This is a genomic window from Oscillospiraceae bacterium MB08-C2-2, from assembly GCA_035621215.1.
In the GTDB taxonomy this organism is placed as follows: domain Bacteria; phylum Bacillota; class Clostridia; order Oscillospirales; family Ruminococcaceae; genus WRAV01.
This window is the reverse complement of record CP141729.1, coordinates 1,029,943-1,054,984: the sequence shown is the minus strand read 5'-3', so window position 1 is coordinate 1,054,984 and position 25,042 is coordinate 1,029,943. Positions and strand designations below refer to the sequence as shown.

The 25,042-nt window shown below is 48.5% G+C and carries 29 protein-coding genes, 1 tRNA gene and 1 pseudogene; 17 read left to right on the top strand and 14 right to left on the bottom strand.

Annotation, left to right across the window (positions count from 1 at the left end; translation table 11 throughout):
• Nucleotides 1–215 precede the first annotated feature (215 nt).
• The 4 genes from U6B65_04775 to U6B65_04760 form a co-directional block, all read right to left on the bottom strand.
• Nucleotides 216–290 (bottom strand) — tRNA-Thr (locus tag U6B65_04775).
• A gap of 56 nt (nt 291–346) precedes the next feature.
• Complete coding sequence (locus U6B65_04770; GenBank protein ID WRS28449.1) at nt 347–2,467, bottom strand: polyribonucleotide nucleotidyltransferase; 2,121 nt, start codon at nt 2,465–2,467, stop codon at nt 347–349.
• A gap of 185 nt (nt 2,468–2,652) precedes the next feature.
• A complete protein-coding gene (gene rpsO / locus U6B65_04765; protein WRS28448.1) occupies nt 2,653–2,919 on the bottom strand; it encodes a 30S ribosomal protein S15 in 267 nt (88 codons plus the stop codon).
• Between the two features lie 425 nt (nt 2,920–3,344).
• Entirely contained in the window at nt 3,345–3,497 is a 153-nt protein-coding gene (locus U6B65_04760) for a hypothetical protein (protein ID WRS28447.1), read from the bottom strand.
• 141 nt (nt 3,498–3,638) lie between these two features.
• On the opposite strand from U6B65_04760, the gene U6B65_04755 reads away from it, so the two are divergent.
• Nucleotides 3,639–3,869, top strand: a complete 231-nt coding sequence (locus U6B65_04755; GenBank protein ID WRS28446.1) for a helix-turn-helix transcriptional regulator — start codon at nt 3,639–3,641, stop codon at nt 3,867–3,869.
• A 230-nt stretch (nt 3,870–4,099) separates the two neighbouring features.
• Here U6B65_04755 and U6B65_04750 read toward each other — a convergent pair whose 3' ends face one another.
• The gene (locus tag U6B65_04750) at nt 4,100–4,747 is read right to left on the bottom strand and encodes a bifunctional 4-hydroxy-2-oxoglutarate aldolase/2-dehydro-3-deoxy-phosphogluconate aldolase (protein WRS28445.1); all 648 of its coding nucleotides are present in this window, start codon (nt 4,745–4,747) and stop codon (nt 4,100–4,102) included.
• Nucleotides 4,748–5,177: 430 nt separating this feature from the next.
• Here U6B65_04750 and U6B65_04745 point away from each other — a divergent pair.
• The 3 genes and pseudogenes from U6B65_04745 (at nt 5,178) to U6B65_04735 (ending at nt 7,735) form a co-directional block, all read left to right on the top strand.
• Nucleotides 5,178–6,401, top strand: a pseudogene (locus U6B65_04745) (endonuclease Q family protein).
• 102 nt (nt 6,402–6,503) lie between these two features.
• Nucleotides 6,504–7,190: a DNA alkylation repair protein gene (locus tag U6B65_04740; protein WRS28444.1), complete on the top strand. Its 687-nt coding sequence runs from the start codon at nt 6,504–6,506 to the stop codon at nt 7,188–7,190.
• A 14-nt stretch (nt 7,191–7,204) separates the two neighbouring features.
• Complete coding sequence (locus U6B65_04735; GenBank protein ID WRS28443.1) at nt 7,205–7,735, top strand: methylated-DNA--[protein]-cysteine S-methyltransferase; 531 nt, start codon at nt 7,205–7,207, stop codon at nt 7,733–7,735.
• 33 nt (nt 7,736–7,768) lie between these two features.
• Here the strand turns inward: U6B65_04735 and U6B65_04730 are convergent, their stop codons facing one another.
• Together U6B65_04730 and U6B65_04725 are read right to left on the bottom strand one after the other, a co-directional pair.
• Nucleotides 7,769–8,677, bottom strand: a complete 909-nt coding sequence (locus tag U6B65_04730; GenBank protein ID WRS28442.1) for a DUF4097 family beta strand repeat-containing protein — start codon at nt 8,675–8,677, stop codon at nt 7,769–7,771.
• Nucleotides 8,678–8,759: 82 nt separating this feature from the next.
• Complete coding sequence (locus U6B65_04725) at nt 8,760–9,422, bottom strand: helix-turn-helix domain-containing protein (protein ID WRS28441.1); 663 nt, start codon at nt 9,420–9,422, stop codon at nt 8,760–8,762.
• 326 nt (nt 9,423–9,748) lie between these two features.
• Here U6B65_04725 and U6B65_04720 point away from each other — a divergent pair, with 326 nt between their 5' ends.
• The 6 genes from U6B65_04720 (at nt 9,749) to U6B65_04695 (ending at nt 13,214) form a co-directional block, all read left to right on the top strand.
• Nucleotides 9,749–10,063 carry a cupin domain-containing protein gene (locus U6B65_04720; protein ID WRS28440.1) on the top strand — a complete coding sequence of 105 codons (315 nt, stop codon included), beginning with the start codon at nt 9,749–9,751 and terminating at the stop codon, nt 10,061–10,063.
• A gap of 26 nt (nt 10,064–10,089) precedes the next feature.
• Entirely contained in the window at nt 10,090–11,295 is a 1,206-nt protein-coding gene (locus U6B65_04715) for an RtcB family protein (GenBank protein ID WRS28439.1), read from the top strand.
• Nucleotides 11,296–11,372: 77 nt separating this feature from the next.
• A complete protein-coding gene (locus U6B65_04710; GenBank protein WRS28438.1) occupies nt 11,373–11,786 on the top strand; it encodes a GFA family protein in 414 nt (137 codons plus the stop codon).
• A 102-nt stretch (nt 11,787–11,888) separates the two neighbouring features.
• Nucleotides 11,889–12,320 carry a DUF3795 domain-containing protein gene (locus U6B65_04705; protein ID WRS28437.1) on the top strand — a complete coding sequence of 144 codons (432 nt, stop codon included), beginning with the start codon at nt 11,889–11,891 and terminating at the stop codon, nt 12,318–12,320.
• On the top strand, nt 12,317–12,760 hold the full coding sequence (locus U6B65_04700; GenBank protein ID WRS28436.1) for a DUF3788 domain-containing protein: 444 nt from the start codon (nt 12,317–12,319) through the stop codon (nt 12,758–12,760). Before U6B65_04705 ends, U6B65_04700 begins: the two co-directional genes overlap by 4 nt.
• The gene (locus tag U6B65_04695; GenBank protein ID WRS28435.1) at nt 12,753–13,214 is read left to right on the top strand and encodes a SufBD protein; all 462 of its coding nucleotides are present in this window, start codon (nt 12,753–12,755) and stop codon (nt 13,212–13,214) included. The genes U6B65_04700 and U6B65_04695 overlap by 8 nt, the downstream gene beginning before the upstream one ends.
• 12 nt (nt 13,215–13,226) lie before the next feature.
• On the opposite strand, the gene U6B65_04690 is transcribed toward U6B65_04695, so the two are convergent.
• The 7 genes from U6B65_04690 to U6B65_04660 all read right to left on the bottom strand — a co-directional run bounded on the left by U6B65_04690 (nt 13,227) and on the right by U6B65_04660 (nt 18,410).
• Nucleotides 13,227–13,658 (bottom strand): pyridoxamine 5'-phosphate oxidase family protein, encoded by a 432-nt coding sequence (locus tag U6B65_04690; protein ID WRS28914.1) that lies wholly within the window; start codon nt 13,656–13,658, stop codon nt 13,227–13,229.
• Between the two features lie 9 nt (nt 13,659–13,667).
• Nucleotides 13,668–14,198 (bottom strand): GNAT family N-acetyltransferase, encoded by a 531-nt coding sequence (locus U6B65_04685; protein ID WRS28434.1) that lies wholly within the window; start codon nt 14,196–14,198, stop codon nt 13,668–13,670.
• 96 nt (nt 14,199–14,294) lie between these two features.
• Nucleotides 14,295–14,906, bottom strand: coding sequence for a hypothetical protein (locus tag U6B65_04680; protein ID WRS28433.1), 612 nt, complete (start codon nt 14,904–14,906; stop codon nt 14,295–14,297).
• Between the two features lie 497 nt (nt 14,907–15,403).
• The gene (locus U6B65_04675) at nt 15,404–15,880 is read right to left on the bottom strand and encodes a TrmO family methyltransferase (protein WRS28432.1); all 477 of its coding nucleotides are present in this window, start codon (nt 15,878–15,880) and stop codon (nt 15,404–15,406) included.
• Nucleotides 15,881–16,121: 241 nt separating this feature from the next.
• The gene (locus U6B65_04670) at nt 16,122–16,700 is read right to left on the bottom strand and encodes a GrpB family protein (GenBank protein WRS28431.1); all 579 of its coding nucleotides are present in this window, start codon (nt 16,698–16,700) and stop codon (nt 16,122–16,124) included.
• A 71-nt stretch (nt 16,701–16,771) separates the two neighbouring features.
• A complete protein-coding gene (locus U6B65_04665) occupies nt 16,772–17,647 on the bottom strand; it encodes an AraC family transcriptional regulator (GenBank protein ID WRS28430.1) in 876 nt (291 codons plus the stop codon).
• Between the two features lie 145 nt (nt 17,648–17,792).
• A complete protein-coding gene (locus U6B65_04660; protein WRS28429.1) occupies nt 17,793–18,410 on the bottom strand; it encodes a lactate utilization protein in 618 nt (205 codons plus the stop codon).
• Between the two features lie 356 nt (nt 18,411–18,766).
• On the opposite strand from U6B65_04660, the gene U6B65_04655 reads away from it, so the two are divergent.
• The 7 genes from U6B65_04655 to U6B65_04625 all read left to right on the top strand — a co-directional run bounded on the left by U6B65_04655 (nt 18,767) and on the right by U6B65_04625 (nt 24,960).
• Complete coding sequence (locus U6B65_04655) at nt 18,767–19,195, top strand: hemerythrin family protein (protein WRS28428.1); 429 nt, start codon at nt 18,767–18,769, stop codon at nt 19,193–19,195.
• Nucleotides 19,185–19,640, top strand: a complete 456-nt coding sequence (locus tag U6B65_04650) for a chemotaxis protein CheX (GenBank protein WRS28427.1) — start codon at nt 19,185–19,187, stop codon at nt 19,638–19,640. Before U6B65_04655 ends, U6B65_04650 begins: the two co-directional genes overlap by 11 nt.
• Before the next feature lie 272 nt (nt 19,641–19,912).
• Nucleotides 19,913–21,532, top strand: a complete 1,620-nt coding sequence (locus U6B65_04645) for an ABC transporter substrate-binding protein (protein ID WRS28426.1) — start codon at nt 19,913–19,915, stop codon at nt 21,530–21,532.
• Between the two features lie 42 nt (nt 21,533–21,574).
• Nucleotides 21,575–22,558, top strand: a complete 984-nt coding sequence (locus U6B65_04640; protein WRS28425.1) for an ABC transporter permease — start codon at nt 21,575–21,577, stop codon at nt 22,556–22,558.
• Entirely contained in the window at nt 22,551–23,405 is an 855-nt protein-coding gene (locus tag U6B65_04635; protein WRS28424.1) for an ABC transporter permease, read from the top strand. Before U6B65_04640 ends, U6B65_04635 begins: the two co-directional genes overlap by 8 nt.
• A gap of 15 nt (nt 23,406–23,420) precedes the next feature.
• Nucleotides 23,421–24,347 carry an ABC transporter ATP-binding protein gene (locus tag U6B65_04630; GenBank protein WRS28423.1) on the top strand — a complete coding sequence of 309 codons (927 nt, stop codon included), beginning with the start codon at nt 23,421–23,423 and terminating at the stop codon, nt 24,345–24,347.
• Entirely contained in the window at nt 24,337–24,960 is a 624-nt protein-coding gene (locus U6B65_04625) for an ATP-binding cassette domain-containing protein (protein WRS28422.1), read from the top strand. The genes U6B65_04630 and U6B65_04625 overlap by 11 nt, the downstream gene beginning before the upstream one ends.
• Nucleotides 24,961–25,042: the final 82 nt, after the last annotated feature.

Below are 25,042 nucleotides of genomic sequence, written 5' to 3'. Positions count from 1 at the left end.
TCCTTTCAAAATGGTGGTGTCGTTACTCCCATTTTACCAGAGACTTAAACCTTGTCCTTTTCTTATTTGCGAAACTTATTGTACCTTATCAAACTTATTGTACCTTATCTATCTCCTCAAATTGCTGTTTGCGTATATGGTATTATAAATTTATAATACCATATTTAGATATAAAAAGACATAGCTACTCCCTGAGGGAGTAGCTATGTCTTTTTTGGAGCTTGTGGTCGGAATCGAACCGACAACCTGCTCATTACGAATGAGCTGCTCTGCCATTGAGCCACACAAGCTTAGGAGTGGGAGCGGAGCTTGCCACTCCCACTTGAGTATAAATCACAAAGCCTACTTAGTTACCGGCTTGCTTTTTCTTGGCTTCCATAGCGATCAGGGCATCCTTGCGGGAAAGATTGATACGGCCCTGCTGATCGATTTCGGTAACCTTAACCAGAACCTCATCGCCCACACTCACCACATCTTCAACCTTCTCCACACGATCCATATCCAACTTGGAAATGTGGACGAGACCTTCTTTGCCCGGTGCGATCTCAACAAAAGCACCGAAGTTCATCAGGCGGGTAACTTTACCCTTATAGAAGGCACCAACCTCCGGGTCTTCTGCAATGGTGCGGATGACCTGAACAGCACGGCGGGCGTTATCGATGTTGATACCGGAAACAAACACCTTACCGCTGTCTTCAATGTCAATCTTGACATCACACTCGGCGCAGATGCGCTGAATCACCTTGCCGCCGGAACCGATAACCTCACGGATTTTATCCGGATGAATGGTTAGGCTGAGCATCTTGGGTGCATAGGTGGAAAGCTCCTCACGGTGGGTGGGGATTGCCTTGAGCATAATATCATCCAAGATATACAGGCGAGCCTTGCGGCATTTTTCAAAAGCTTCCTCAATGATATCATAGGTCAGACCATCCAGCTTGATATCCATCTGGATTGCGGTGATACCGTTATGAGTACCGCCAACCTTAAAGTCCATGTCGCCGAAGAAATCCTCAAGGCCTTGAATATCCACCATGGTCATCCAGCGGTCACCCTCGGTGATGAGTCCGCAGGAAATACCGGCAACGGGAGCCTTGATGGGCACACCGGCATCCATCAGAGCCAGTGTGGAACCACAGATGGAACCCTGAGAGGTGGAACCATTGGAGCTGAGAACCTCAGAAACGAGGCGGTAAGCATAAGGGAAATCCTCTAAATCGGGAAGAACAGGCTCCAGCGCACGCTGAGCCAAAGCACCATGACCGATTTCCCGGCGGCCGGGGCCTCTGGAAGGGCGGGTTTCGCCCACAGAATAGGAGGGGAAGTTATAGTGATGCATATAGCGGCGATTTTCCTGACCGTCCACACCATCCAGCATCTGAGCATCGGAAACAGGGCCCAGTGTGGCAATGGTCAGAACCTGAGTCTGGCCGCGGGTAAACATACCGGAACCGTGAACACGGGGAATCAGGCCAACCTGCGCATCAAGGGGACGAATCTCATTCATGCCACGGCCATCCACACGCTTTTGCTCATCCAGCAGCCAGCGGCGGACAATGTATTTCTGCAATTTATAAACGCAGTCATCCAGCTTGGAAGTCTGCTCGGGATACTGGGGGTCAAACTCCTCGTGAATTTCCTTGACAATGGGAGCCAAGCGGGCTTCACGAACGGTTTTATCGTCGGTATCCAAGGCATACTTGATTTTATCCGAAGCAAAGCTCTTAACAGCCTCGAACATATCGTGGGGAACCTCTTGGGGTTCAAAAGACAGCTTGGGCTTGCCAATTTCTGCCTGCACCTTGGAGATGAAAGCGACAATCTTCTGGATTTCGCTGTGTGCCAGCTTGATGGCATCCATCATAACATTTTCGGGAACCTGATCAGCACCGGCTTCAATCATGCAGACCTTATCGGCAGTACCGGCAACGGTGAGATTCAAGCGGCTTTTCTGGCGCTGTTCAAAGGTGGGGTTGAGAATCAGTTCGTCATCCACCAAACCTACGTTGACACCGGCAATGGGCCCGTTCCACGGAATATCCGAAATGGAAAGAGCAAAGGAGGTGCCGATCATGCCTGCGATCTCAGGGGAATAATCCAGATCGGTGGACATAACGGTCATAACCACGGTGCAGTCGTTGCGCATACCGGCGGGGAAGAGGGGACGAATGGGCCTGTCCACCAGACGAGAAGCCAAAATGGCAGTCTCGGAGGGGCGGCTTTCCCGACGCATAAAGGAACCGGGGATTTTGCCTACCGAATAAAGCTTTTCTTCGTAATCAACTGAAAGAGGAAAGAAATCGATGCCATCCCGGGGCTTTTCAGAGAGGGTAGCGTTGACCAGCACAGTGGTCTCGCCATAGCGAACCAAGCAGGAGCCGTTGGAAAGCCCGCACATTTTGCCTGTTTCGAAGGTTATTTTGCGCCCTGCGAGCTCTGTCTCGAATACGCGAAAATTATCAAACATCAAAAAATCCTCCATAATTATTGGCGGCGGGCCACGTCTTAGCAATAAATCCAAGCCGATGCGCTTGGGGTTTCTGTCATCGACTGGGATTCACTGCTAAACCCGCAGAACCGCCCACTCCTGCAAAAGAGGCAGGGTAATAAAACCCTGCCTCACACAAGAGCCAGTGTGATTTGTTTGGAATCTTATTTACGGATTCCAAGCTTAGCGATAATGTCTCTGTAGCGCTCAATATCCTTTTTCTTCAGATACTGGAGCAGATTGCGGCGGTGACCAACCATCTTGAGCAGGCCACGGCGGCTGTGATGATCCTTTTTGTGGAGTTTGAGATGCTCGGTGAGATCGTTGATCCGCTTAGAAAGGATAGCGATCTGAACCTCAGGGGAACCGGTATCTCCCTCGTGACGCTTGTTTTCCTGAATAACCTGTGTTTTTTGTTCTTTGAGCAGCATAAAAAATATCACCTCGTAAAATATTTCCCTAAACTAAGAAAAGGGTGGGTGATCTCCCCCAAAAAAGCGGGGCATTATTCCCAAATCCCGGTATAGGGCTTACATCCTGTAAATTATAACACACTGTAATTCTCTTGTAAAGTCACTAGAATGTATTATTCCTCTAAATTTTAGCTTATCTATGTAAAAGAATCAGCCGAACAGACAAAGCTGCTCGGCTGATGGTTTTACACAATTATGCAAACGCAAAGTCAGGTTCCTTCTTAATAAATCAAGAAGGCCCACAGGGCAAAGATTGGTGCTCTCTTTAACAAGAACACCAAAAGAAGTGTAAAACCAATTATAGTATTCACGTCCACAGCGGTAATATTCAAAAGCAGAACCGAATTTGCAGCCAAATTTGCAGCCAATAAATTGCAGTTATCTCAAGTTTTCTGATCATTGACAGGTGCAGGCGTTTCTTCTTCAACGCTGTTTATAAAAGCTGCTTCTGCCTCTAACTGGGCTTCTATTAAAATTTGTATTGCGTCTGTAGTTTTATTGAAAAGCTTTAAATACATTTGCTTATAATCTGGCATTGTTACACCCACCTTTCAAATTTGATAGCATAATATTACCACAAATAGTTTGTTATTGCAAACTATAAAATTGCAATAACAAACTATTAAGTTGTGTAAATTCTACTGGGCATAAGATACACTGGTTATGAGGTGAAGCTTATGGCCAGAAAGCATGAGAATAAGTATGTGCAGCTAGCTTTGAATATTGCATATTACCGCAAAAAGGAAGATTTAACGCAGGAACAGCTTGCTGAGGCTGTTGGTGTGAGCCGAACGCATATCAGCAACATTGAAGCCACCAAAATGGATAAATCGGTATCTCTTGATGTTCTTTTTGATATAGCCGATGCTTTAAAGGTTGGAGTAGGAGCTTTGTTTGAAATTCGTTGAAAGACAATTGTGCAGAAGTTTTTAATCCTCAATAATGCTGGGATTGTTTTTTCACTCACGGTTATGAACTCTATATTTATGATAACCCTTATGATGCTGAAAATATATGTTATAAATTTATAACATTCGCTGTTTTTATAGCAGACCCGAAAAACTTATAAATTAACCCGCCTGTAACCCCAGATTACGAAATGGGAGTGCAGGCGGGTTTTTCATAGCAATATCAATTTTTACAGGCCCTTTACAGCTTCCACAAGCTTTTGGGCAGTTTGGGTGGTCATGGAGAAGTCCCCGGCCAGAATGGCCTTTGCGTTGATCAGATTTCCGCCCACGCCCACCGAGCATACACCGGCCTTAAAGAAGGATGCGGCGTTGTTTTCGTTGATGCCGCCCACAGCGGATACAGGCATGTGGGAGAGGGGAGCCAGAACAGCCTTGAAATACTCGGGGCCCATCAGCCCGGCAGGGAACAGCTTCACAATATCGGCGCCAGCCGCATAGGCTACAGCGATTTCCGAAGGAGTAAAGGCACCGGGAATGGAAACCATGCCCAGCTCCTTTGTCTTCTTAATAACCGAAGTGTTGGTGTCAGGAGAGATAATGTATTTGGCACCACAGTCATAAGCAATTTGCACCTGCTCGGGAGTCATAACAGTACCGGCACCCAGCAGAATTTCATCCCCCAGCTGTTCTTTTACAGCCTTGATGGAGGCGGCGGTTTCGGCAAGGCCCTCCTTACTTCTCTGGTCAAAGGTGACCTCCATAGCGTTGATGCCGCCTGCCAGCAGTGCACGGGCTGTATCGCAGATCGCAGAAGTGGGAATCCCTCTTACAATGGCAATGATTTTACCGTCTAGTAATTTTTGCAGAACATTCATGGTTTTTACCTCCTAAAAATCGCCCTGAACACCGCCAACAGAGGCTACGTGATGCAGACCGGTGAGATGATTCTCAGCGACAGCTGCGCAAACCTTCTCCAAAATGAGGATGTGCGCAAGGCCTATATGGGCGCCGAATAGCGGTTTGAAGGCTCTATTTTAATTGAATAGTCTGTGCAAAGCATTCGTCCGGTTTTTGACCGGGCGAATTTGTTCTGTTTGGGTATGTGATGCTTTTTGAACGACGGAAAGCTGTGGTTTTCCGTCGTTTCTTTTGTGGTAAAGATACAATTATGCTGTCTGCAATACAATTGGAATATTTGTCTGCTTTCTTCAAAGGACAAATTAGTGTATACTATTTGTTAAAAGTATATAATGCCTGCTGAAACGATCATTTAACTCTCAGCGCTCATATATAGGAGGAACGGGTTTGTTTATAGCCGATTTGCACATTCATTCCAAATACTCCATGGCCACCAGCAAGGAGTGTGTGCCGGAGATTCTGGAACTATGGGCCCGCAAAAAGGGCCTTGATTTGATCGCCACCGGGGATTTTACCCACCCGATCTGGCGGCAGGAGCTGAAAGAAAAGCTGATTCCTGCCGAGGAAGGGCTTTATACCCTAAAGCCAGAGCTGATACAGCCTGGCATGGTAGCTGGTGCTTCCTCCACCACTCGTTTTGTGGTCAGCGGCGAAATCAGTTCCATTTATAAGAAAAATGGCAAGGTTCGCAAGGTGCACAGCCTGATTCTTCTCCCGGGATTGGAGGAGGCGGAAAAGCTCTCCCGCCGTTTGGAGGCAATCGGCAACATTCATTCGGATGGCAGGCCCATTTTGGGGCTGGATAGCCGTAAGCTGCTGGAAATGACATTGGAGGTCTGCCCAGAGGCCATTTTTATCCCGGCCCATATCTGGACACCGCATTTTTCCGTGTTGGGGGCTTTTTCTGATTTTAATAGCATTGAAGAGTGCTTCGAAGATTTAGCCCCCTATATCCATGCAGTGGAAACCGGGCTTTCCTCCGATCCGCTCATGAACTGGCGGCTTTCCGCATTGGATCGCTTCACCCTGGTTTCCAATTCCGATGCTCATTCCCCGGGAAATTTGGCCCGGGAATGCAATCTTTTTAATACCGCACTTTCCTATTCCCATATGGCCAAGGCCCTTGAAAAGGGAAATGGGGGATTTGGGGGTACTCTTGAATTTCATCCCGAAGAGGGAAAATACCACTACGATGGTCACCGCAGCTGCAAGGTATGCCAGACCCCGGCGCAGACCCTTGCGGCAGGCGGCGAATGCCCGGTATGCGGCGGCCGAACCACGGTGGGTGTGCTGCACCGGGTAGAAAAGCTGGCAGATCGGGAAGTTGGCTTTATCCCCCCTGATGCACCACACTTTGAAACATTGATTCCTTTGGCGGAGATTATAGCGGCCTCCATTGGTTTTTCCTCCAAAAGCCTTCGGGTCAAGAGGGTGTACGAAAGCCTTCTGGCGGAGGTGGGGCCGGAGCTGTATGTTCTTCGGCAGGCGCCCACAGAAAATATTGGATGCATTGCGGGGGAAGCCACTGCGGAAGGTATCCGGCGGCTGCGCACAGGCCGGGTTACGGTCAGCCCCGGTTACGATGGGGAATACGGCAAGGTCAGCCTTTTGACCCCGGAAGAGAGTAAAGGTTTTTCCAGCAAGTAAGGGCCTGTCCGGGTCTGCAGCAGAGGCCCCCTTTCAGTATATTCCAAACAGATGGGAAGTGTGCAGGTGCAGGCAAAAATAAAAGAGCAGCTCTTGGAGCTGGCAGAGGAGGATTACCGGGTATTTGCATCCGGTCTGCTCCCCAATACCCACAATTTGCTGGGCGTGCGGCTCCCGCTGCTGCGCAAAATGGCAAAGCGGCTTGCCAAGGAGGATTGGCAGGCGTATCTGTATACTGGGGGGGATGATTTCTTCGAGGAAATTATGCTTCAAGGCATGGTGATCGGCTGTGCAAAATGTTCCCCTGAGGAGCGTATGCAGGCTATACAATGCTTTGTCCCTAAAATAGACAATTGGTCGGTTTGCGACAGCTTTTGCGCAGGGCTCAAGCTTGCCCGGGAAAACCCGGAAGAGGTCTGGGATTTTCTGGCTCCCTATTTTAATTCTCAGCAGGAGTTTGAGCTGCGGTTTGCTGTTGTGATGCTGATTTTTTATTACATAAACGAGAGCTATCTGGAACAAACCCTTAACCTGCTGGATGCCGTGAGCCATGAGGGCTATTATGTTAAAATGGCGGTGGCATGGGCGGTTTCCATTTGCTATATTCAGTTCCCGGAGCATACAGGGCACTATCTTGAAAGATGCGCTCTGGATGATTTCACATATAACAAGGCTTTGCAGAAAATTACAGAATCTCTAAAAATCAGCCCGGAAACAAAAGTGAAAATTCGTTCCATGAAACGAAAAATCTAGGAGGAAAAGGCGCAATGGAATATACATACCGCATCGAATCCCCGGTGGGATTGCTCACCGTAGCAAGCGATGGAGAAAGCATAACCGGCCTTTGGCTGGAGGGGCAGCAGTATTATGCCGCCGGTCTGGAGGAACACACCGAGAAAAAGGAGCTTCCTATTTTTGAGCGATTGCAGGAATGGCTGGAACTGTATTTCAGCGGCAAAGAGCCGGATTTTTCCCTACCCCTTGCTCCCAAGGGGAGCGAATACCGTCAGGCTGTGTGGAAGCTGCTTTTATCGATTCCATATGGTACTGTAGCCACTTATGGCAGCTTAGCAAAGCAGATGGATCAGCTGGAGGAGGATCGCCACACCTCAGCCAGAGCGGTGGGCGGGGCCGTTGGGCATAATCCCATTTCCATTTTGATTCCCTGTCACCGTGTGATTGGCATGGATGGCAGCCTGACTGGCTATGCGGGCGGAATCCAGCGTAAAATTCATCTTCTCAAGCTGGAAAAAGTGCCTATGGAGCTTTTTCACACACCGCCTGCGGATAGGCTCTAATGGTTTTCGGTTGGCTACCGTCTTTTTGTATTGTCACCTGACCACTTTAATATCCCCATTCCGGGTTTCCAATTTCACAGTTATAGCCGGAGCGGTGCCCACCGTTCCGGCAGCGGTTTTATCTGTGATGGCGAGTTGGTCTGCGAAAGAGGCATCAATAGAGCCTTCTTTGGTTGCAGCAGAAAATTTGAAGTCAAGTTCGCTTGGAAGGGTAACCATAAGCGTTCCATTTTTCGAATAGGCGGAGAGATCGCTTGTCACATCGGTAAAGGATATATCTATGGAACCCTCCCCGGAAGCATTAAAGGAGCCGGAACCGCTGAGATTAGAAGCTGTCAGTTTACCGCCTTTTGATTGATAGCGGATGACTCCGTTTATCTGATTCATGGAAGTTGTGGCGTTGGTGGTTTGTATGTTTAGTTCCTCTGCATCGATATTTTCAAAACTCAAGCTGCCGTTTGTGCTGGTAGCCTTTATTGTTGATGCTTTGGTACCTGATATTTCCACTGCGCCACTGGTTGTATCAATGCTGAAATCGCCCGATAAATTCAGCTCAATTTCGCAAGCGATTGCCCCACTCGTTGCGTGCAGAGATAAGCTGTTTGCATAGTTCTGCGGTATGTAAATTTCTATATAGGATTCAAAGCTGGAACGTCTTGGCCTGTCTCCCTCTGTAATCAGCAGTTCACCGTTCTGCATGGAGGTTTTGGCATAGTAGCTTTTTTTATTCTCGTTCATGTATTCTTTGACAATTACCTTATCGTTATCACTTTCCAGAACATGGATATCATCCGCATCATAATCAAGCCGAAGATTCTTAAAATCCCCAATATCAAATGAACGTGTATTGACAAGCGCAGTCGCTGTTTGCCTGCCGCATCCTGAGAAAACCCCCATAAGTAAAAAAACAACACAGATGTATGAGATGAATTTGTGTTTCATAAAAACGATTCTCCTTTTGATAATTGAACCATTCATTTAATAAAGGCTTGTTTTTTTACGGGGCCCTTGCCCCGCAAAAATTTTACTGCTTGTATGCGTGAAGCAGATTATCCATGCATATGCTTTTGGCTGTTTCAACTGTCAGATTCTTCTGCGTCTCGAAAGCATCATTGGCAATGTGCATTCCCCACCACGAGAGGGTTTCGATGATGAGGCGTGTAACATGCTGCGGATACTCTACCGGACGAAAGGTTCCACTTTCCATATATTGCGTAATATACGATAGAACCTGATGATAAAACTTCTGGCGGTATTCTTTATAAAACTCTGTAAGCTTTCCTAAGTCGTCTGGATTTTTTTCAATGAGCAAGCAGCCAATTCCGTACTTTGATATAACATCAAATGCGTCGGAGAGCATTTGTTCCAAAGGATAATTTGAAATGTCATTGAGATGAGAAGAAAATGCTTTTGTATTTTCTTCAAATGCTTCCATGATCGCATCATCTAAAGAATCAAATAATGCAGAAGGAATTGGCAGCTCAAACTCCTGTGTAACAAATTCTGGCTCCATCGTTCCTTTTAAGAGAAAACTTAATAAGTCTCTTTTGCCTGTAAAATAAACATAGAGCATACCCGTTGACAAGCCAATTTCTTTTGCAATGTCTTTCATTTGTGTTCGTGCATAACCTTTGTTGATAAATAGTTGACTGGCTGCGTCAAAAATCAAATTTATTCTATTTTCCATTGCACCCACCTCGTTTACTGAACGGTTCATTCAAGTGCAATTGTATTCCTTTTTGTTTCAAACGTCAAGATGTTTTATAGTTGTATAGGTTCAAAATTGCGTAACAGTTTTGAAGCTATATGAGTATATAATACAAAATCTTGGTTCTGCCAACCGGCCGATAAAAGGTTCAAGCAAAATATCAGACCTGAAAACTTGCCGATTGGTTGGCTGACCTTTCTCCATGTTATGGGGAACCCTCATTACACCGTTTTTATTTACACACTCAACTGGAATAAAGACTGTGTATCTGTTAAACTGAGAACAATACTATAGAGAGGGGGCTTATGATGAAATTCGAAAATCTATTTGCCCTGCCGCCTCTGCCTTTGGAGGAAGAATTGATCACCTCTCTGGCCCAAAGCGGCGAAGTACGCATAGAACGCATTGTCAGCACCGGGCAGGCCACCGATTGGTATGATCAGGCGGAACAGGAATTTGTGGCTCTGCTGCAAGGCAACGCCCGGCTTCAATGGGAGGATGGCTCCGAAACTCCGCTTAGTAAAGGGGATACAATGTTGATTCCTGCCCATAAGCGCCACCGGGTCAGCTATACCAGCAATGAGCCAGCCTGTATCTGGCTGTGTGTATTCTGGGGCTGAGAGCTGTAACGGATAAGGAGAACGATATGCTGGAGATTCAAGGAAAATACAACAAGGCCAAGGTCTTTACTGATGTAGTGGATGAGGCCTCGGTTTCGCAGATTTTGGAGCTGTGCAATCAGGAGTTTACACAGGGGAGCCAAATTCGCCTGATGCCGGATGTCCATGCTGGGGCGGGGTGCACGGTGGGAACCACCATGACCATTCAGGATAAGATTGTCCCCAATTTGGTGGGGGTGGATATTGGCTGCGGCATGGAAACCGTGCTGCTGCGGGAAGCACATTTGGAGCTGCAAAAGCTGGATAAGCTGATTTATCAGAAGATACCCTCCGGCTTTGCGGTTCGGGAGAAGCCTCACCGCTATATAGAAGAAATCGATCTAACGCAGCTCTATTGTTACGACAAGATTAACCTCCCCCGGGCCGAAAAAAGCCTCGGCACTCTTGGCGGAGGCAACCACTTCATAGAGGTGGATCAGGATGATAAGGGCCGGTATTATCTGGTTGTTCATTCCGGCAGCCGCCATTTGGGTTTGGAGGTGGCCTCCTATTATCAGGAGGAGGGCTACCGGCAGTGCAACGGCAGCACCGCTGCCCACGAGGAGGGATTGATCGCTTCCTACAAAGCGCAGGGGCGGGATAAGGAAATCAAAAAGGCCCTGAAAGAGCTGTGCAACACCAAGCGCACCAACATCCCCAAGGCGCTGTGCTATGTATCGGGGGAGCTGTTTGAGCAGTATATCCACGATATGGGCATTATCCAGAGATATGCCATGCTGAACCGAAAAGCCATGGTAGATGAGATGCTGAGTGGTATGAAGCTCCATGCGCAGGAAAGCTTTACAACCATCCACAATTATATCGATACCGAGGCTATGATTCTGCGCAAGGGGGCTGTTTCCGCCAAGGCGGGCGAGCGTCTGCTCATTCCCATCAATATGCGGGATGGCAGCCTGATTTGTGTAGGCAAGGGCAATGAGGATTGGAACTTTTCTGCTCCCCATGGGGCTGGGCGGCTGATGAGCCGCTCACAGGCCAAGCAAAGCTTCACGGTCTCGGAATACAAAAAGCAGATGGATGGTATCTTCACCACCTCAGTGGGCAAGGCTACGCTGGATGAATGCCCCATGGCCTACAAAAGCATGGAGGATATCACCGCCAACATCGGCGATACAGTAACCATTGAGAGCATCATTCGGCCGGTGTATAACTTTAAGGCAGGCGAGGAATAAGGATAAAAGCTGACAGGCAGCTGTCAGGTTCTGTGTGGTATTATGTGAATAACGAGATGGAAGAGGGGTAGAAATAAATGAATGATATTCACGGGCATTGTGTCTGCGGCGGGGTTGAAATAATTATCAAGGAATACGGCGATTTTGTCTATACCTGCCATTGCGACAACTGCCGCCGAATGAACTCGGGGCCAGTGCTTTCCGTTGACCCCGGGCCGAAAGAAAACGTAAGGTTCGAACGTGGTGAAGAAAAAATCACTATATACCATGACGAGGAAGTTGAGCGCGGATTCTGCTCCGTCTGTGGGAGTACTCTGTTCTGGCATAATCCCGCCGATAACCATTATTGTATGAATGCTGAATTGTTTGACGATATTATTAAGAATGCCTCATTCAATTTGGAACTATTTTATGACATGAAGCCTAAGTACTATTCTTTCGCAGGAGAAAGGAAAAAACTCGACAGCAATTTTAATGAAATCCAACCCTAAGTCCCCATCATTATCGGCATTTTCGGCAGTTGTACATTGTAAACCATTGTCAGGTTCTGTGTGGTATTCTATAAAGAAATGGACAGGAAGGGGCATTGGCTGATGAGTGAACCCACAAAGCTGAATACAGCCCTTTTTGCACCCTGTGGCATGAACTGTATGGTATGCTACAAGCATTTGGGCAAGCGCCCCTGCCCCGGTTGCCTGTCGGAGAAGCAGAACAAGCCGGAGCACTGCCGGACCTGCAAAATCAAAGAATGCACCCAAGCCAAAGGAATAGGCCACTGCTTTGCGTGCGGTGATTTCCCCTGTGGCCAGATGAAAGCGCTGGATAAAAGCTACCGTACCCGTTACGGAGTCTGTCTGGTGGAGTTTTCCCGGATTGCTGCGGAGCAGGGAATAGAGGCACTTTTGAGCGCTCATCATAAGCAGTATGGCTGCCCAGATTGCGGTGGAATAATCTCATTGCACGATGGCGATTGCAGCGGCTGCGGCAAAGAATTTCCACTAGGCAGAAGGAGGATGCAAAAATGAAATGGACAGAGCAATTTGCAAAGGATAGTCAGCCCACCCCAGAGCAGATTGGAGACTATATTGCCAGCTCCAGTTGGGAAGAGCTTCGGGATCATCTGGAAATCACCTATAATGTGGAACCGAAAATCGACTATAGCATCTGTTCCGGTGCACCGGGCTGGAATGTGAAATACAGAAAAAGCAGCCGTGCCCTCTGTACCCTCTACCCAGCGGAGGGATACTTTACCTGCCTTGTATCCATCGGGAGCAAGGAGGCCATGGAGGCGGAGCTGCTTTTAGGGAACTGCACCGAGTATGTCCGAGAGCTGTATTGGAGCTGCAAACCCTTTAACGGTTCCCGGTGGCTGATGATTGATGTAACCTCCCCCGAAATACTGGAGGATGTAAAAGCCCTTATCAGTCTGCGTGTTAAAGGAAAGAAGGCGGCTAAGGGTGGATGATGTAGAGGGGGCAGTAATCGGCTTAACAGACCGTAACCCCAATACCGGCCATGATTGTCTGAAATCGCTGTTGGAGGCAAGCCGCCTTGGTGACAGCGTGTATCCTTATTTTCAGCGCTTTGCCGAGATGCTGGAAAGTGAAAATTCCTATATCCGCACCCGGGGTCTTTTACTGATTGCCGCCAACGCCAGATGGGATCAAGAGTACCAGCTTGACGAAATCATCGACTCCTGCCTGCGGCATATTATGGATGAAAAACCAACGGTTTCACGGCAATTCATTGCAGCACTGCCGGAAATGGCTTTGTATAAACCGAAGCTTGCCGGGGATATATGCGATGCACTGCGAAAGGCCCGCCCCAGCCGATACAAGGCAAGCATGGCGCCCTTGATTCGGCAGGATATCGCGGCAGCGCTGGAGAAAATAGCAGAGCAAACAGGGGAGCCTCTTTAAACAGGAGGCTCCCTATTCCATTTGGGCGGATACCTCAAAATCCTCCGACTTAAAGTTGCTGTAAAAGCGGCCTTTGGTTACAGTCAGGCGCAGCACACAATAATCCGGGTCGGTGACACCACCCTTGTAGTAGAGGGTATCGCCGGTTTTCCAGATACGCTTTTTGCTTTCTGCATCCTCCAGCACTTCAATCGTACCCGAAAGGCTAACGCCCCGGAAAAACCGCTTATCCACAAAATAGATGCTGCATTTTTGGTTTTCCCGGAAAAACCGAACCTTGTTGGAAGAGGTGTTGGTGGAAAAATAAAAGGTGTGAAGCCCCTCACGCTCCCGGGGAGACAGCATGGCCTTGGTAACCGGGAAACCGTCGTCATCAATATAGCTGATAAAGGTATTGCTGGCCTTATCAATCAGGTTTCCAACTGTTTTGGGAATGTCACGCATCATAATTCCTTACTCCTTTTCCCGCTCCAATGCATAGATTATGTGAAGCATATCTTTGCCGCCCACATGCTTGATGTGCTGGCCGATTTGGCGCATCCCCAAGCGTTTAGCCACATTGCGGGAGGCGGTGTTTTCCGGGCGGATATCCGCAATCACTGATTCTGCGCCTAAGATATCAAAGGCATACTGAACCCAACCCTGAGCACCCTCGGTGGCATAACCCTTGCCCCAGTGGCACTTGGCCACAATATAGCCAATCCCCAAATGAACATGACCGTCGATATCCTCGTTAAGGGGGCCCATTACACCGATCAGCTCACCGGTTTGTTTATCGATAGCGGCGAAATAAGCATAGCCTTCATTGGCATAGCGGGTCAGGCACGCATCGATCCACTGGGTGATTTGCTCACTGCTAAAGCCATATTCCCATGCATACATCGTTTGCACATCGCCCAGTATGGGGGCAAGGGCCCCGTGATCCTCATGGCTGAGAGGGCGAAAACCAAGCCGGGATGTTTCCAGTATCCAGCGTTTATCCATTGTCAGTCTCCTTAATGATACGACCTCTGAGAAAGGGCATAAAAAAGCAGCCCAAAGCATGATGCAGAGGGCTGCTTTGCAAATTGAAAGCCAGTTTTATAAGCATTTCAGACGTTTAGCCGCTGAATAACCATCGTAGGGGTTACAGGAGAAAACATCAGAAAAGCCTCTCTGATTGGCAAACACTTTCAGGATAAGCAGGGCGATTGCAAAGTCAACCATGCTGTGCACAACCGAGCCGATTCCCACCAGCCCCAGCACCGAAGAAATAAACCCGTTGGTATAGTAGCCGGAGGAAAGCACACTGCTTCCGAAATAAAAGGCGCTCACCACCGCAACCTCACCAACAGCATGAATCAATCCAATGAAGAAAGAAAAAACCTGTGCCTTGGCGGCACCCTGCACCACAGAAGGGCGCTTGTGTAATATAATGCTGCCGATCACGGTGAAAAAGATATGGCTGGCGGCCCGCAAAACCACAACAATGGGGAAGCCTCCCAGCAAAAAGCCCAAGGTGGTGCCCAATGTAACGGCAATCGCCGCAAAGGGAGAGATAAACATACTCAGAAAAATAGCTACATGGCTTGCCAATGTAAAGGAGGCAGGCTCCAGAACCACTTTTAGGGGCGAAAACATAGGAATCACAATTCCAATCGCAATCAGTAGGGCCGAAACGGTCATCACCTGAATAGAACCCGATTTTCGCATTTTAATCCTCCTGTAATATATCCAAAATCCCGGCCGAGAAATACCTGAGCAGCCGCTCAGCAAGCCGTTGTATAAATTATATAGCGTGTCTCTCCGCAAGTCAAGCGAGATAAGTTCCATAAAAGGGCCTGATATAAGCGTTTCTTTTAGATAAATATACCCACTGTAGCCACCGGAAATACACTATTGGGCACAGAAACAAAAGGAAACTAAAAGGTGAGATTTCTAAATGGTAAGGTATGCTCTCCAGATACTCTGCTGCTTCACACAGGGTGATTTCCTCCTCAGAGAGCTGTGTGCAGATGAATTCAAGCCTCAAAATTAAGCGCCTTTGCAGCCATAACTCCAAGTCCTTTTACAAACAAAAACGCACCTGACACCGCGGGGAAATCGATGTCAGGCTGCGCAAATTTTAAATATTCTGCGTTAGGGCTTTTTAGGCTTTGTCCGTCAACGCTGGTGCCCCTCAATTAGGGGAAACAAACTTTAAAGTTATGCTAGAAGTTGAAAACACCGCTCCAATCAAAATCACCGGAGGTTTCAACATTTGCGGGCCAGCTGGCACACCAATCGGGAACAATGGGGTCTTCCACTCTGTCAAGGCTGGGGGTATAAGGCTTTATATCCAAAACCGGTGTCCCATCCTCTGCATCGGTAAAAGCCAAACCGATTGTTCCACTTTCATGATCCAGATAGGTTACATAAGAACAGGTGAGCCCGATTGGATTGGGCCGCTCCGGGGAGCGGGTCGCAAAGGTTCCCAAAACAACGGGAGAATTCTTATAAGGGCTTGCCTCGGTCAAGGTGCCCCGGGAAGATGCATTGTCGCTGTGGCTGAACCACCAGAGAACATTGACATAGCCGAAGCCCTCCAGATTGGTCAGCGCAGGCCAATATTTCTTTTCCAGCACAATGCGCATACCGCTTTCATCCACACAGATTTTTCCGATTGGGTTTACAATAAATTGTTCCATAAATAAAGCTCCTATTTTGTTTATTTACGGCGCCGTTATATTCAGTATATCAGTGTGTTTTTATACTACAAGGCCTTTTTTGAAATTTTTTTGAAGGTTCAGATAAGTGAAAAAGAATCAGTATTCAGCAAAAATGCGGGAGGCCGTAATGAAAGGGAATACAATCTGGTGTGTTGTGTGGGCAAGAAACAAAAGACAAAGCATCGCATACCCACAGGTCTAGGCGGGGGATGCGATGCTTTTAGTTGTAACGGTTTTTATACAGCTCTTTTGCTTTTGCCGTGTGCTCCTGAATGAACTGGGTCTTGCTTTGGGTGTAAGCATCCCGGTTGTGCTCAAACCTTTTCCATAGGTCAAGCTTTAGGGCTTCATAAGCCTTGGCCGATTGAGGGTGATCCATGAGATAGTCCCTGAAATAAAGCTCATCGTGGTCACCGGCCCGGCGCAGATGCAAATGATAGACCCGCTCTTCGAAGCCTTCGGGGGTATAGCCTTTGTTAAAGGAAATCCGCTGTTTTTCATCCGACATACAAAGATAACCACTTTTCAGCAGGCTGCTTTGAATGATGCCCCAATCGCTTTGGTATACCGTTTCCACCAGAATATCCACAATGGGTTTAGCCCATATGGTTTTAACAGCGGTGCTGCCGATATGGCTGATCCGCACCATTTCGGCGGTGGGGAGGATTGCTTCCAGCCTGTGCAGCTCCTCTGCATACCACTGCATCCAACAGGGCTGGTGCGGGGTGAGGCAGATGGGGAAAAGCGCCCAAAGCTCCTCCAATGTCATTTCTGAAAGGTTTCTTTTAATGGGGTTCATGATTGCTCAAGCTCCTGCCTTAAAGGGTTAATTTGTGTGGGCATTTTCTGTGATTCTGTTACAGCTGGAATTTAAAGCGGCTTGATGGCGGCAAGCTCCCGGTAGCCTCTGGTGCCGATGGGTTCCAGCTGAATGCGTGGGTTTTGGTCATCCCACTGGAAACCGATAGCCGTGGGATCGTATTTTGCAATGGCTGCCTGCACTTCCTCAATGGCCTGACCGTAATTTTCCTCTTCAAAGGGCTCGCTGATAAACATAAGATACTGTGCGGCGGGCAGCTCAATGGTATCCAGCCCCTCCGGTAGGATTCCGCTGTAATCCAGGGGAACCTCCGCCCCCTGAACATACTGGGAGGTCCCGGGCTTGATATGCGCTTTGGGCAGCCACATGCTCACCGGCTCACCGCTGATGGATTTGATGCTCACCAGAAGCCCCCAAATGTCGCAGCCTACCTCCTCACAGTAAGCAAAGTAATCAGCGGCTTTTACACCCCGCTTAATGAGCACCTTGCGGGCGGGCTTGTGAATCTCCTGAACAAAAATGGTTTTGGTGTGTTCCATACAGTTTTCCTTTCCATTCACTCGATATTTGACTCCGAAAGGGGTGAAAAGATAGAGGGGAATCGGGCTTTTGGCGTATTCTCGTGGGTTGCAGCCAAACTCACGGAAAAATGCCCTTTGGTAACCATCCACACTGCCGAAGCCCATTTCCAGCGCAACATCCAGAATTTTGCAGGCTTGATCACGCAGCTTGAGAGCCGAGCGGGAAAGCCTGATCCGCCGGATATAGTCAGCCGGAGTCAGGTTCACCCATTGAGCAAACAGCCGGTAGGAATACCACGGTGAATAAAGTGAGGCCTTGGCCAGATCGGCCAAAGTAATGCTTTCATAAAGATGCGCCTCGATATAATCCTGCATCCGCTGCACAGCCAGTCGCTGTTCCTCCATACTTTCACCTCCTTACAGCTATAATCATACGGAATGGAAAAGGAAATCTCTCGATTATTTTTGCTCTATCTTTATCGCAAAAGGCTCGCAGAGTTATCCGGCTTATAATTGTGACTCCATTCTTATTGTTTGTTGGCGGTGAAAATCAATAACCGTAATCCCCGTTCACAAAGATGACCTTGATTCTCTCTTTGACAAACTGTCTGGCAATCAAAACAAAGTCGTTGCAGATTCGCTGTTCATGCCTGCAATTGATACATTTACCCAGTTTTACACAGGGGGTGTTCTTACCAAGCCGTTTTGCATCCAATGGGGCCGCGACCTGCCGGGCTCGCCCAATGGCGTCCTCCACCGTGTTAACCAGCTTGTTGACCCCCACAACCACAATGACCTGCTTGGGCCCGTAAAGCATGGGGGCGACACGGCTGCCGTTCCCGTCAATGTTGAATAGCTGGCCATCCGCAGTGACAGCGTTTGTGCCAGTCAAAAAGGTGTCTGCATCAAAATTGTTCAGATAGATTTCACGTTTTTTCTCTGAGGTTAAACCGGGCTGATGCTTATCGTAAAAGATGAAATCGCTCTTTCGGATGTATTCAAAAACACCGGTTTGCTCCAATGTAAGCGAATCACCGCAGCCGATCTTCTCACCCTTGACCAGCAGAGTGGAGAGCAGAGCAAACAATTCCTCAGTATTTTCTGCATAATAGCCACCCATGTTGTTGATTTGCAGCTGGCGGATTGCTTTTTCTATTTTTTCATCCATGTAAGTATATTCCCCTTTTGCTGGATAGTCCGAACGGTTGGATTGTGTATAGTTTATAATGCCCACCTTTAGAAGTCAATGTCTGTAAAAATATACGAAGTACAGGTATTTACTAGATATTATTGCAAACAGGTATTTACCTTGGCCGAATTTTGCTGTAAAATTAGTAATACAAAGCTATCTTTTCTGTGATAAACAAACTCCCTTGTTACTGTGCAGAGAAGCTGGCCCCAAATTCCGGCTAATCGCTTATAGTAGAATGCGTACCAAACCGGTTCACTGTTTGGTGCATACGATGTTTCTGTCGTATGCCGCTATATGTGGTGCTGAGTTTACAGGGAAGGGACAGAAGCACAATGTTGTGGAAAGGCAAATATGAGCTGGGCGTGCAGCTGGTGGATGAACAGCACAAGGAGCTGTTTGCCCGTGTTGAGGCATTTATTCAGACACTTCGTTCTTCCGCCTCATGGGAAAATAAGGTCACCAAGGTCAACGAAACATTGGATTTCATGAAAAACTATGTTGTGGAGCACTTTCAGGATGAAGAAGAATACCAGCGTAAAATTGGGTATCCGGGGTATGAAGAGCACAGAAAAATACACGCCGATATGGTCAGCTATGTTGTGAAGATTTCAGAAGAATACGAGCGCCTTGGCTTTGATGAACAGCTGATGCAACAGTTTGCAGGCAAGCTGCTGGCCTGGCTGATCAACCATGTTGCCTCAGAAGATCAGCGCATTGCCGCCTATGCCATTGAAAAGGGGGTAGCAGGCAATGAACACTGATCTTTACACACCCTTTTTGGAGGCAACCCGCAGTGTATTTGAGCTGATGCTGGATCTTTCGGATGTGGAGGAGCGTTCCTCCGAGGGCTTTACCGGTGATAATACCATGAATATTTCCATCGGGGTTATCGGTGATCTGGCCGGTGAGGTGGTGTATTGTTTTCCCGCCGAAACCTCTCTCAATATGGTGAAAATTATGAGCGGTATGGAGCTGGATTCCGTTGATGAGTTTGTTACCTCGGCGATTTCAGAAATCTCCAACATCATCAGCGGCAACGTATTAACAATTCTGGCGGATGGTGACCTGAAATGCGATATTTTACCGCCGGTTATCCGCACAGCTGATGAAAACAAAACCTATGCCTTGCAGACAGCTTGCTGTCTTGCAACCTCTGCGGGGGATGTCTGCTTGGATATTCGGCTCGACCCCACTGCCCAACAGTAAGAGAAAGAACCTCTTGGCATATAAAGATGTTGACAATTTCGGACATATCCTTTATAATTTTATAGGATTTTAGTTGCCACGAAGGCACCTGCGATTTGACTGCCACATGAGAACAACCTGAAATATTTAAACAGAGGCCATGAAGGTCTTTTCAATGTCAGAAGGCATTGATAAGATTTTTTGTGGTCTTTTTTGTTGATGCTATGCCTTGTTTCACAAAAAAGACCGCCAAACCAAAAAGCAGCAATAAACAATTTGTTTTGGAGGTTAATATGAGAAAATTCACAGCAATGCTTTTGACTATATCCATTGCACTAATGAGTTTGGCAGGCTGCGCAGGGGGCGGAAGCGCCTCATCATCAGCTGCCGCTTCGCAGGTCACTTCGTCCGGGTCAGCTTCCGCAGAAAACCCCGATTCCATTGTGGCCTATGTTGGAACAACCATATTCGATAGCAGCCTTAACCCTGTAAAAGGTGCCATGAGCTACGGCTACCCTTTCACCAATGCCGCACTGCTCAAAGTGAACCCCGCGTCCGAGTATGTGGGGGATATGGCCACCGAGTGGGGGGTCAGCGAAAATGCGCTTACATACACCTTTAAGCTCCGTGAAGGCGTAAAGTTCAGCGATGGCTCGGATATGACTGCCGAGGATGTTGTTTTTACCTATGAAACCGTCAAGGCCAATCAGGCAGAAAATGAAAATGTCGATCTCACCAAGCTGGCATCCGTTAAAGCGTTGGATGAATATACCGTTGAGTTCACCCTTTCAGAGCCCTATTCGCCTTTTCTGGATACAACCTCTATGCTGGGCATTGTCCCTAGCGATTCCTATAACAGTGAGAGCTTTGAGCACAGCCCCATCGGAACAGGCCCTTGGAAGGTTGCACAATACGATGCCAACCAGCAGATTATTGTGGAGCCCAACCAATATTACTACGAAGGCGCACCTTCGATCGACCGTGTAACACTGGTTTATATGGATAACGATGCCGCTCTTTCTGCCGCCCGTTCGGGCCAGCTGGATATTGTGATGGTCAGCCCCAATTATGCCGCAGAAACCGTTGAGGGGATGACGATGTTCCCTATGGAAACCATGGATATCCGGCAAATCAGCCTGCCTGTTCTCCCGGAGCAGGAACACGAAGGTATGAAGGTTGGCAACAACGTGACCTCCGATAAAAATGTTCGTCAGGCTCTGGCCATCGGAATTGACCGCAAGACCATTATACAGAACGCTTTTAACGGCATTGGCAAGCCGGCTGTAGGTTTTACCTCCAACCTGATCTGGGCAAACGGGGATTCCTACGAGGATAACCGCAAGGATGAAGCGAGAGCACTGTTGGAGAGTGCAGGCTGGGTGGACTCAGACGGCGATGGCTTCCGTGAAAAAGATGGCGTTGTCTGTGAGTTTGATGTTTATGCCGCTGAGGATCGCTATGTCCTTGCCGCCGCACTGGCAGAGAATGCCGCTGAGCTTGGTATCAAGATCAATCCCCACTCCTCCAACTGGGACGATATCTCCGCCAACATGAATACCTCCGGCGTGGTATGGGGCTGGGGTCAGTATAGCCCCACGGTTATTGCCTCACTCTTTCATTCCGATTTCGCTTTTTCCGGTGGCTATAACAACGTTGTGGCTTATTCCAACCCCGAAGTGGATAAGCTGATTGATCAGGCACTCTCCGAAGTGACACAGGAAGCCGCAATCGCTGATTGGAAGCAGGTGCAGGCTGTTGCGAAGGAGGATTACCCCTATCTCTATATTGTGAACATTGAGCACTGCTATTTTGTCAGCGACCGGCTGGAACTTTCTGAAGATACACAGATTCCTCATCCCCACGGCCATGGCTCCCCCATTATCTGCAATATGAAGGATTGGACCTTAAAATAATGGAGCCAGGCCCACAGCACTGATTACAAAGGAGCTTTCAATATGACTACCACAAGAAAGGCCGCGGGGATTTTCGGCAGGATGCTGCTGCTTTTATTCCTTGTCAGTATTCTGTCGTTTACGCTGATCGTGAAAGCGCCCATTGATCCATTGACAGCCTATGTGGGAACCGAATCAACCCTATCGCAGGAGGCTCGGGATGAAATTGCCGAGCATTGGGGATTAAACGACTCGTTGCCTCAGCGTTATTTCAGCTGGGTCAAGAACATCCTGCGTGGCGATTTTGGCATGTCCATAACCTATAAGCGCCCGGTCATCGATGTAATCCGAGATCGGTTTTCTTATTCAGTGGTTCTGATGCTGCTTGCATGGACTTTCTCGGGCCTTTTGGGCTATGGGGCCGGTATCTTGGCCGGTGTGCGAAAGGATGGGCTTTTTGACAAAGCCATCCGGCTATTTTGTATTGTGCTGCAATCTGCGCCCACCTATTGGCTGGGGCTGTTGGTGATCAGCTTTTTTGCGGTGCAGATGGGATGGTTCCCCTTTGGGATGGCTATACCTGCAGGCAAGCTGGCCGCAGAGGTTACACTGGCCGACCGTATGCATCATCTAATTTTGCCGGTTTTCACCCTCACCATTGTCAGCATCGGCAAAATCACCCTGTATACAAGGCAAAAGGTAACCGAAATCCTCAGCAGCGATTACATCCTTTTTGCTGTGGCACGAGGTGAGAATACACGGCAGTTGGTGAGCCGGCATTTGCTTCGCAACACGGCTCTGCCTGCTGTTACACTGCAATTCGCATCCTTTAGCGAGCTTTTTGGCGGAATGGCTCTTGCCGAGACAGTGTTTTCTTACCCCGGCATCGGAACAGCCACAACGGCTGCCGCAATGAAAGGGGATGTACCGCTACTACTGGGAATCACCTTGATCAGCGCTCTGTTTGTGTTTTCCGGGAACCTGATCGCCAACCTTTTGTATGGCATTGTGGACCCCAGATTGAGAAAGGGGGAAGCGCATGTTTAATTCCACTGGGCAAAAACTGGGCGTTTCTCCCTTCAACACCAGAGTAAAGGTTTTAATTTATGTTGCTGTAGCCGCTGTGTATCTGATCGGCGTATTCCTTTGGGGCGTAAACATGCCGGAAAGCAGCTATGCGATCCGCTATGCCGATAAATTTTTGCCGCCAAGCTGGGAGCATTTGTTTGGGACTGACTTTATGGGAAGAGATATGTTCTACCGATGTGTTAAAGGCCTTTCAAACAGCCTTATCATTGGGCTGATGGCTTCACTGGTCAGTTCGGTGATCGGCCTTGTGTTTGGAATCAGCTCCGCTGTTATTGGCGGAAAATACGATAAGTTTGTTTTAATGTGTGTGGATTGCTGCATGGGTCTCCCACATTTGGTGCTGCTGATTCTTATATCGGTGCTGATGGGGAAAGGGGAACGGGGAGTACTGTTCAGCGTTGCCCTGACCCATTGGCCGGAGCTTACAAGGCTTGTGCGGGCGGAGGTCTTGCAGATACGCTCCTCCCAATATGTACAGGCGGCCTATAAAATGGGCAAAACGAATTTTCAGGTTGCCAAAGAGCATCTTTTGCCCCATGTGATCCCTGTATACACCGTTGGGCTGATTTTGCTGTTTCCACACGCCATTATGCACGAATCAGCCATTACCTTTCTGGGCTTCGGTCTGCCTGCGGAAACACCGGCTATTGGCGTGATCTTATCCGAGGCCATGAAGCATATTGCCACAGGCAAATGGTGGCTTGCCCTGTTTCCGGGGCTGATGCTTATTGCTGCTGTTCTGCTGTTTTATGTCATTGGAGACAATTTGAAGAAGCTGCTGAACCCGGCCAGCGGAAATGAATAGGAGGGAGTGCTGCTGATGAAAGACCAAGAAGCTCCGCTCTTAGAAGTCAAGGATTTAAAGGTATCCTTTAGTATGTACCGCAAGGGTCTGCGCAAAACAAGGCTGGATGTTATACAGTCCCTGAGCCTCAATGTGCGCAGAGGGGAAATCGTGGCCGTTGTCGGTTCCAGCGGTTCCGGCAAAAGCCTTCTTGCACACGCCGTTCTGGGGATTTTACCAAGGAATGCCTCCACAGAAGGATCTATTCGATATGAGGGTAAAAATTTAACCCCTGCCCTTCAAAAGAAGCTGCGGGGTACCGAAATTGCGCTGATTCCCCAATCGGTTGATTACCTTGACCCCCTCATGCGTGTGGGCAAGCAGGTGGTGGGAGTGAACAGCAGCGAGCAGGCTCAAAAAGCAGCGTTTCGGCGCTATGAGCTGGAAGAGCGTGTGGAGCGGCTGTATCCCTTTCAGCTATCCGGCGGTATGGCCCGCCGGGTATTGGTTTCCACCGCTGTTACCATGCAGCCTAAGCTGATTGTGGCCGATGAGCCTACGCCCGGCTTGAGTGTAGAGCTGGCCATAGAGACCCTGCGGCATTTTAGAGAATTTGCCGACAATGGCGCCGCTGTTCTGCTGATTACCCACGATATCGATCTGGCGCTGTCTGTTGCGGATCGAATCGCTGTATTTTATGCGGGCACCACGGTAGAGCTTGCCCCGGCGGAGGATTTCAAAAACGGCAGGGACTTTCTGCGGCATCCCTACAGCAAAGCTTTTATCGATGCTTTGCCGCAGAATGGGTTCCACCCCATTGCAGGTGCTCAGCCATACGCCGGGAACCTGCCGTCAGGGTGCCTGTTTGCACAGCGCTGTTCGATACGCACGCAGGCGTGCAGCGGGGAAATCGCCATGCGCAATGTGCGTGGGGGAGAGGTGCGGTGTATCCATGCTACTTGAGGCCAAGAACATTTCGTATCGTTATTCGCCAAAGGACCCTTGGATTTTGGAGGATGTTAGCTTTTGCATCGAAACTGGTGAGCGAGTGGCTCTTATAGGCTCCTCCGGCTGCGGAAAGAGTACCCTTGCAAAAATCCTATCCGGTTATATACAGCCCTCAAAAGGCGAGGTTCTTTTAGAGGGAGCGCCTTTGCCGGCTTCCGGCTTTTGCCCGGTGCAGATGATTTATCAGCACCCCGAGCTGGCGGTTAACCCTCGGCACAGGATGAAAAAAATTCTCACTGAATGCTGGGAACCGGATGGCGAGCTGCTCAAGGCTATGGGGATCGAGGAGGAATGGCTTTCCCGGTGGCCCAACGAGCTATCGGGGGGAGAGCTCCAGCGGTTTTGCATTGCCCGTGTTTTGGGGCCGCAAACGAAATTTTTACTTTGTGACGAAATCAGCACCATGCTGGATGTGATCACCCAAGCTCAAATCTGGGAGCTTGTCCTTGATTGTGCCGCTAAAAACGGCCTTGGGCTAATTGTTGTGACCCACAATGAGGCATTGGCGCAAAAAGTATGTGACCGCACCATCGCTCTGCCTCAGCTAAATAGATGCCAAGCCCTATGATCTGAATGACGCAGAAGCACTCTACGAAGATTTGTTTCGTAGAGTGCTTCTGCATTTATATACTCATATAGCTTCATAATTA

Coding starts and splice junctions, on each gene's coding strand:
- U6B65_04685 (WRS28434.1), bottom strand. CDS start 14,198: ATGGATAAACGCTGGATACTGGAAACATCCCGGCTTGGTTTTCGCCCT.
- U6B65_04640 (WRS28425.1), top strand. CDS start 21,575: ATGACTACCACAAGAAAGGCCGCGGGGATTTTCGGCAGGATGCTGCTG.
- U6B65_04655 (WRS28428.1), top strand. CDS start 18,767: ATGTTGTGGAAAGGCAAATATGAGCTGGGCGTGCAGCTGGTGGATGAA.
- U6B65_04675 (WRS28432.1), bottom strand. CDS start 15,880: ATGGAACAATTTATTGTAAACCCAATCGGAAAAATCTGTGTGGATGAA.
- U6B65_04720 (WRS28440.1), top strand. CDS start 9,749: ATGATGAAATTCGAAAATCTATTTGCCCTGCCGCCTCTGCCTTTGGAG.
- U6B65_04635 (WRS28424.1), top strand. CDS start 22,551: ATGTTTAATTCCACTGGGCAAAAACTGGGCGTTTCTCCCTTCAACACC.
- U6B65_04665 (WRS28430.1), bottom strand. CDS start 17,647: ATGGAGGAACAGCGACTGGCTGTGCAGCGGATGCAGGATTATATCGAG.
- U6B65_04710 (WRS28438.1), top strand. CDS start 11,373: ATGAATGATATTCACGGGCATTGTGTCTGCGGCGGGGTTGAAATAATT.
- U6B65_04750 (WRS28445.1), bottom strand. CDS start 4,747: ATGAATGTTCTGCAAAAATTACTAGACGGTAAAATCATTGCCATTGTA.
- U6B65_04680 (WRS28433.1), bottom strand. CDS start 14,906: ATGCGAAAATCGGGTTCTATTCAGGTGATGACCGTTTCGGCCCTACTG.
- U6B65_04725 (WRS28441.1), bottom strand. CDS start 9,422: ATGGAAAATAGAATAAATTTGATTTTTGACGCAGCCAGTCAACTATTT.
- U6B65_04690 (WRS28914.1), bottom strand. CDS start 13,658: ATGCGTGACATTCCCAAAACAGTTGGAAACCTGATTGATAAGGCCAGC.
- U6B65_04735 (WRS28443.1), top strand. CDS start 7,205: ATGGAATATACATACCGCATCGAATCCCCGGTGGGATTGCTCACCGTA.
- U6B65_04645 (WRS28426.1), top strand. CDS start 19,913: ATGAGAAAATTCACAGCAATGCTTTTGACTATATCCATTGCACTAATG.
- U6B65_04630 (WRS28423.1), top strand. CDS start 23,421: ATGAAAGACCAAGAAGCTCCGCTCTTAGAAGTCAAGGATTTAAAGGTA.
- rpsO (WRS28448.1), bottom strand. CDS start 2,919: ATGCTGCTCAAAGAACAAAAAACACAGGTTATTCAGGAAAACAAGCGT.
- U6B65_04715 (WRS28439.1), top strand. CDS start 10,090: ATGCTGGAGATTCAAGGAAAATACAACAAGGCCAAGGTCTTTACTGAT.
- U6B65_04670 (WRS28431.1), bottom strand. CDS start 16,700: ATGAACCCCATTAAAAGAAACCTTTCAGAAATGACATTGGAGGAGCTT.
- U6B65_04625 (WRS28422.1), top strand. CDS start 24,337: ATGCTACTTGAGGCCAAGAACATTTCGTATCGTTATTCGCCAAAGGAC.
- U6B65_04650 (WRS28427.1), top strand. CDS start 19,185: ATGAACACTGATCTTTACACACCCTTTTTGGAGGCAACCCGCAGTGTA.
- U6B65_04660 (WRS28429.1), bottom strand. CDS start 18,410: ATGGATGAAAAAATAGAAAAAGCAATCCGCCAGCTGCAAATCAACAAC.
- U6B65_04760 (WRS28447.1), bottom strand. CDS start 3,497: ATGCCAGATTATAAGCAAATGTATTTAAAGCTTTTCAATAAAACTACA.
- U6B65_04705 (WRS28437.1), top strand. CDS start 11,889: ATGAGTGAACCCACAAAGCTGAATACAGCCCTTTTTGCACCCTGTGGC.
- U6B65_04755 (WRS28446.1), top strand. CDS start 3,639: ATGGCCAGAAAGCATGAGAATAAGTATGTGCAGCTAGCTTTGAATATT.
- U6B65_04770 (WRS28449.1), bottom strand. CDS start 2,467: ATGTTTGATAATTTTCGCGTATTCGAGACAGAGCTCGCAGGGCGCAAA.
- U6B65_04730 (WRS28442.1), bottom strand. CDS start 8,677: ATGAAACACAAATTCATCTCATACATCTGTGTTGTTTTTTTACTTATG.
- U6B65_04700 (WRS28436.1), top strand. CDS start 12,317: ATGAAATGGACAGAGCAATTTGCAAAGGATAGTCAGCCCACCCCAGAG.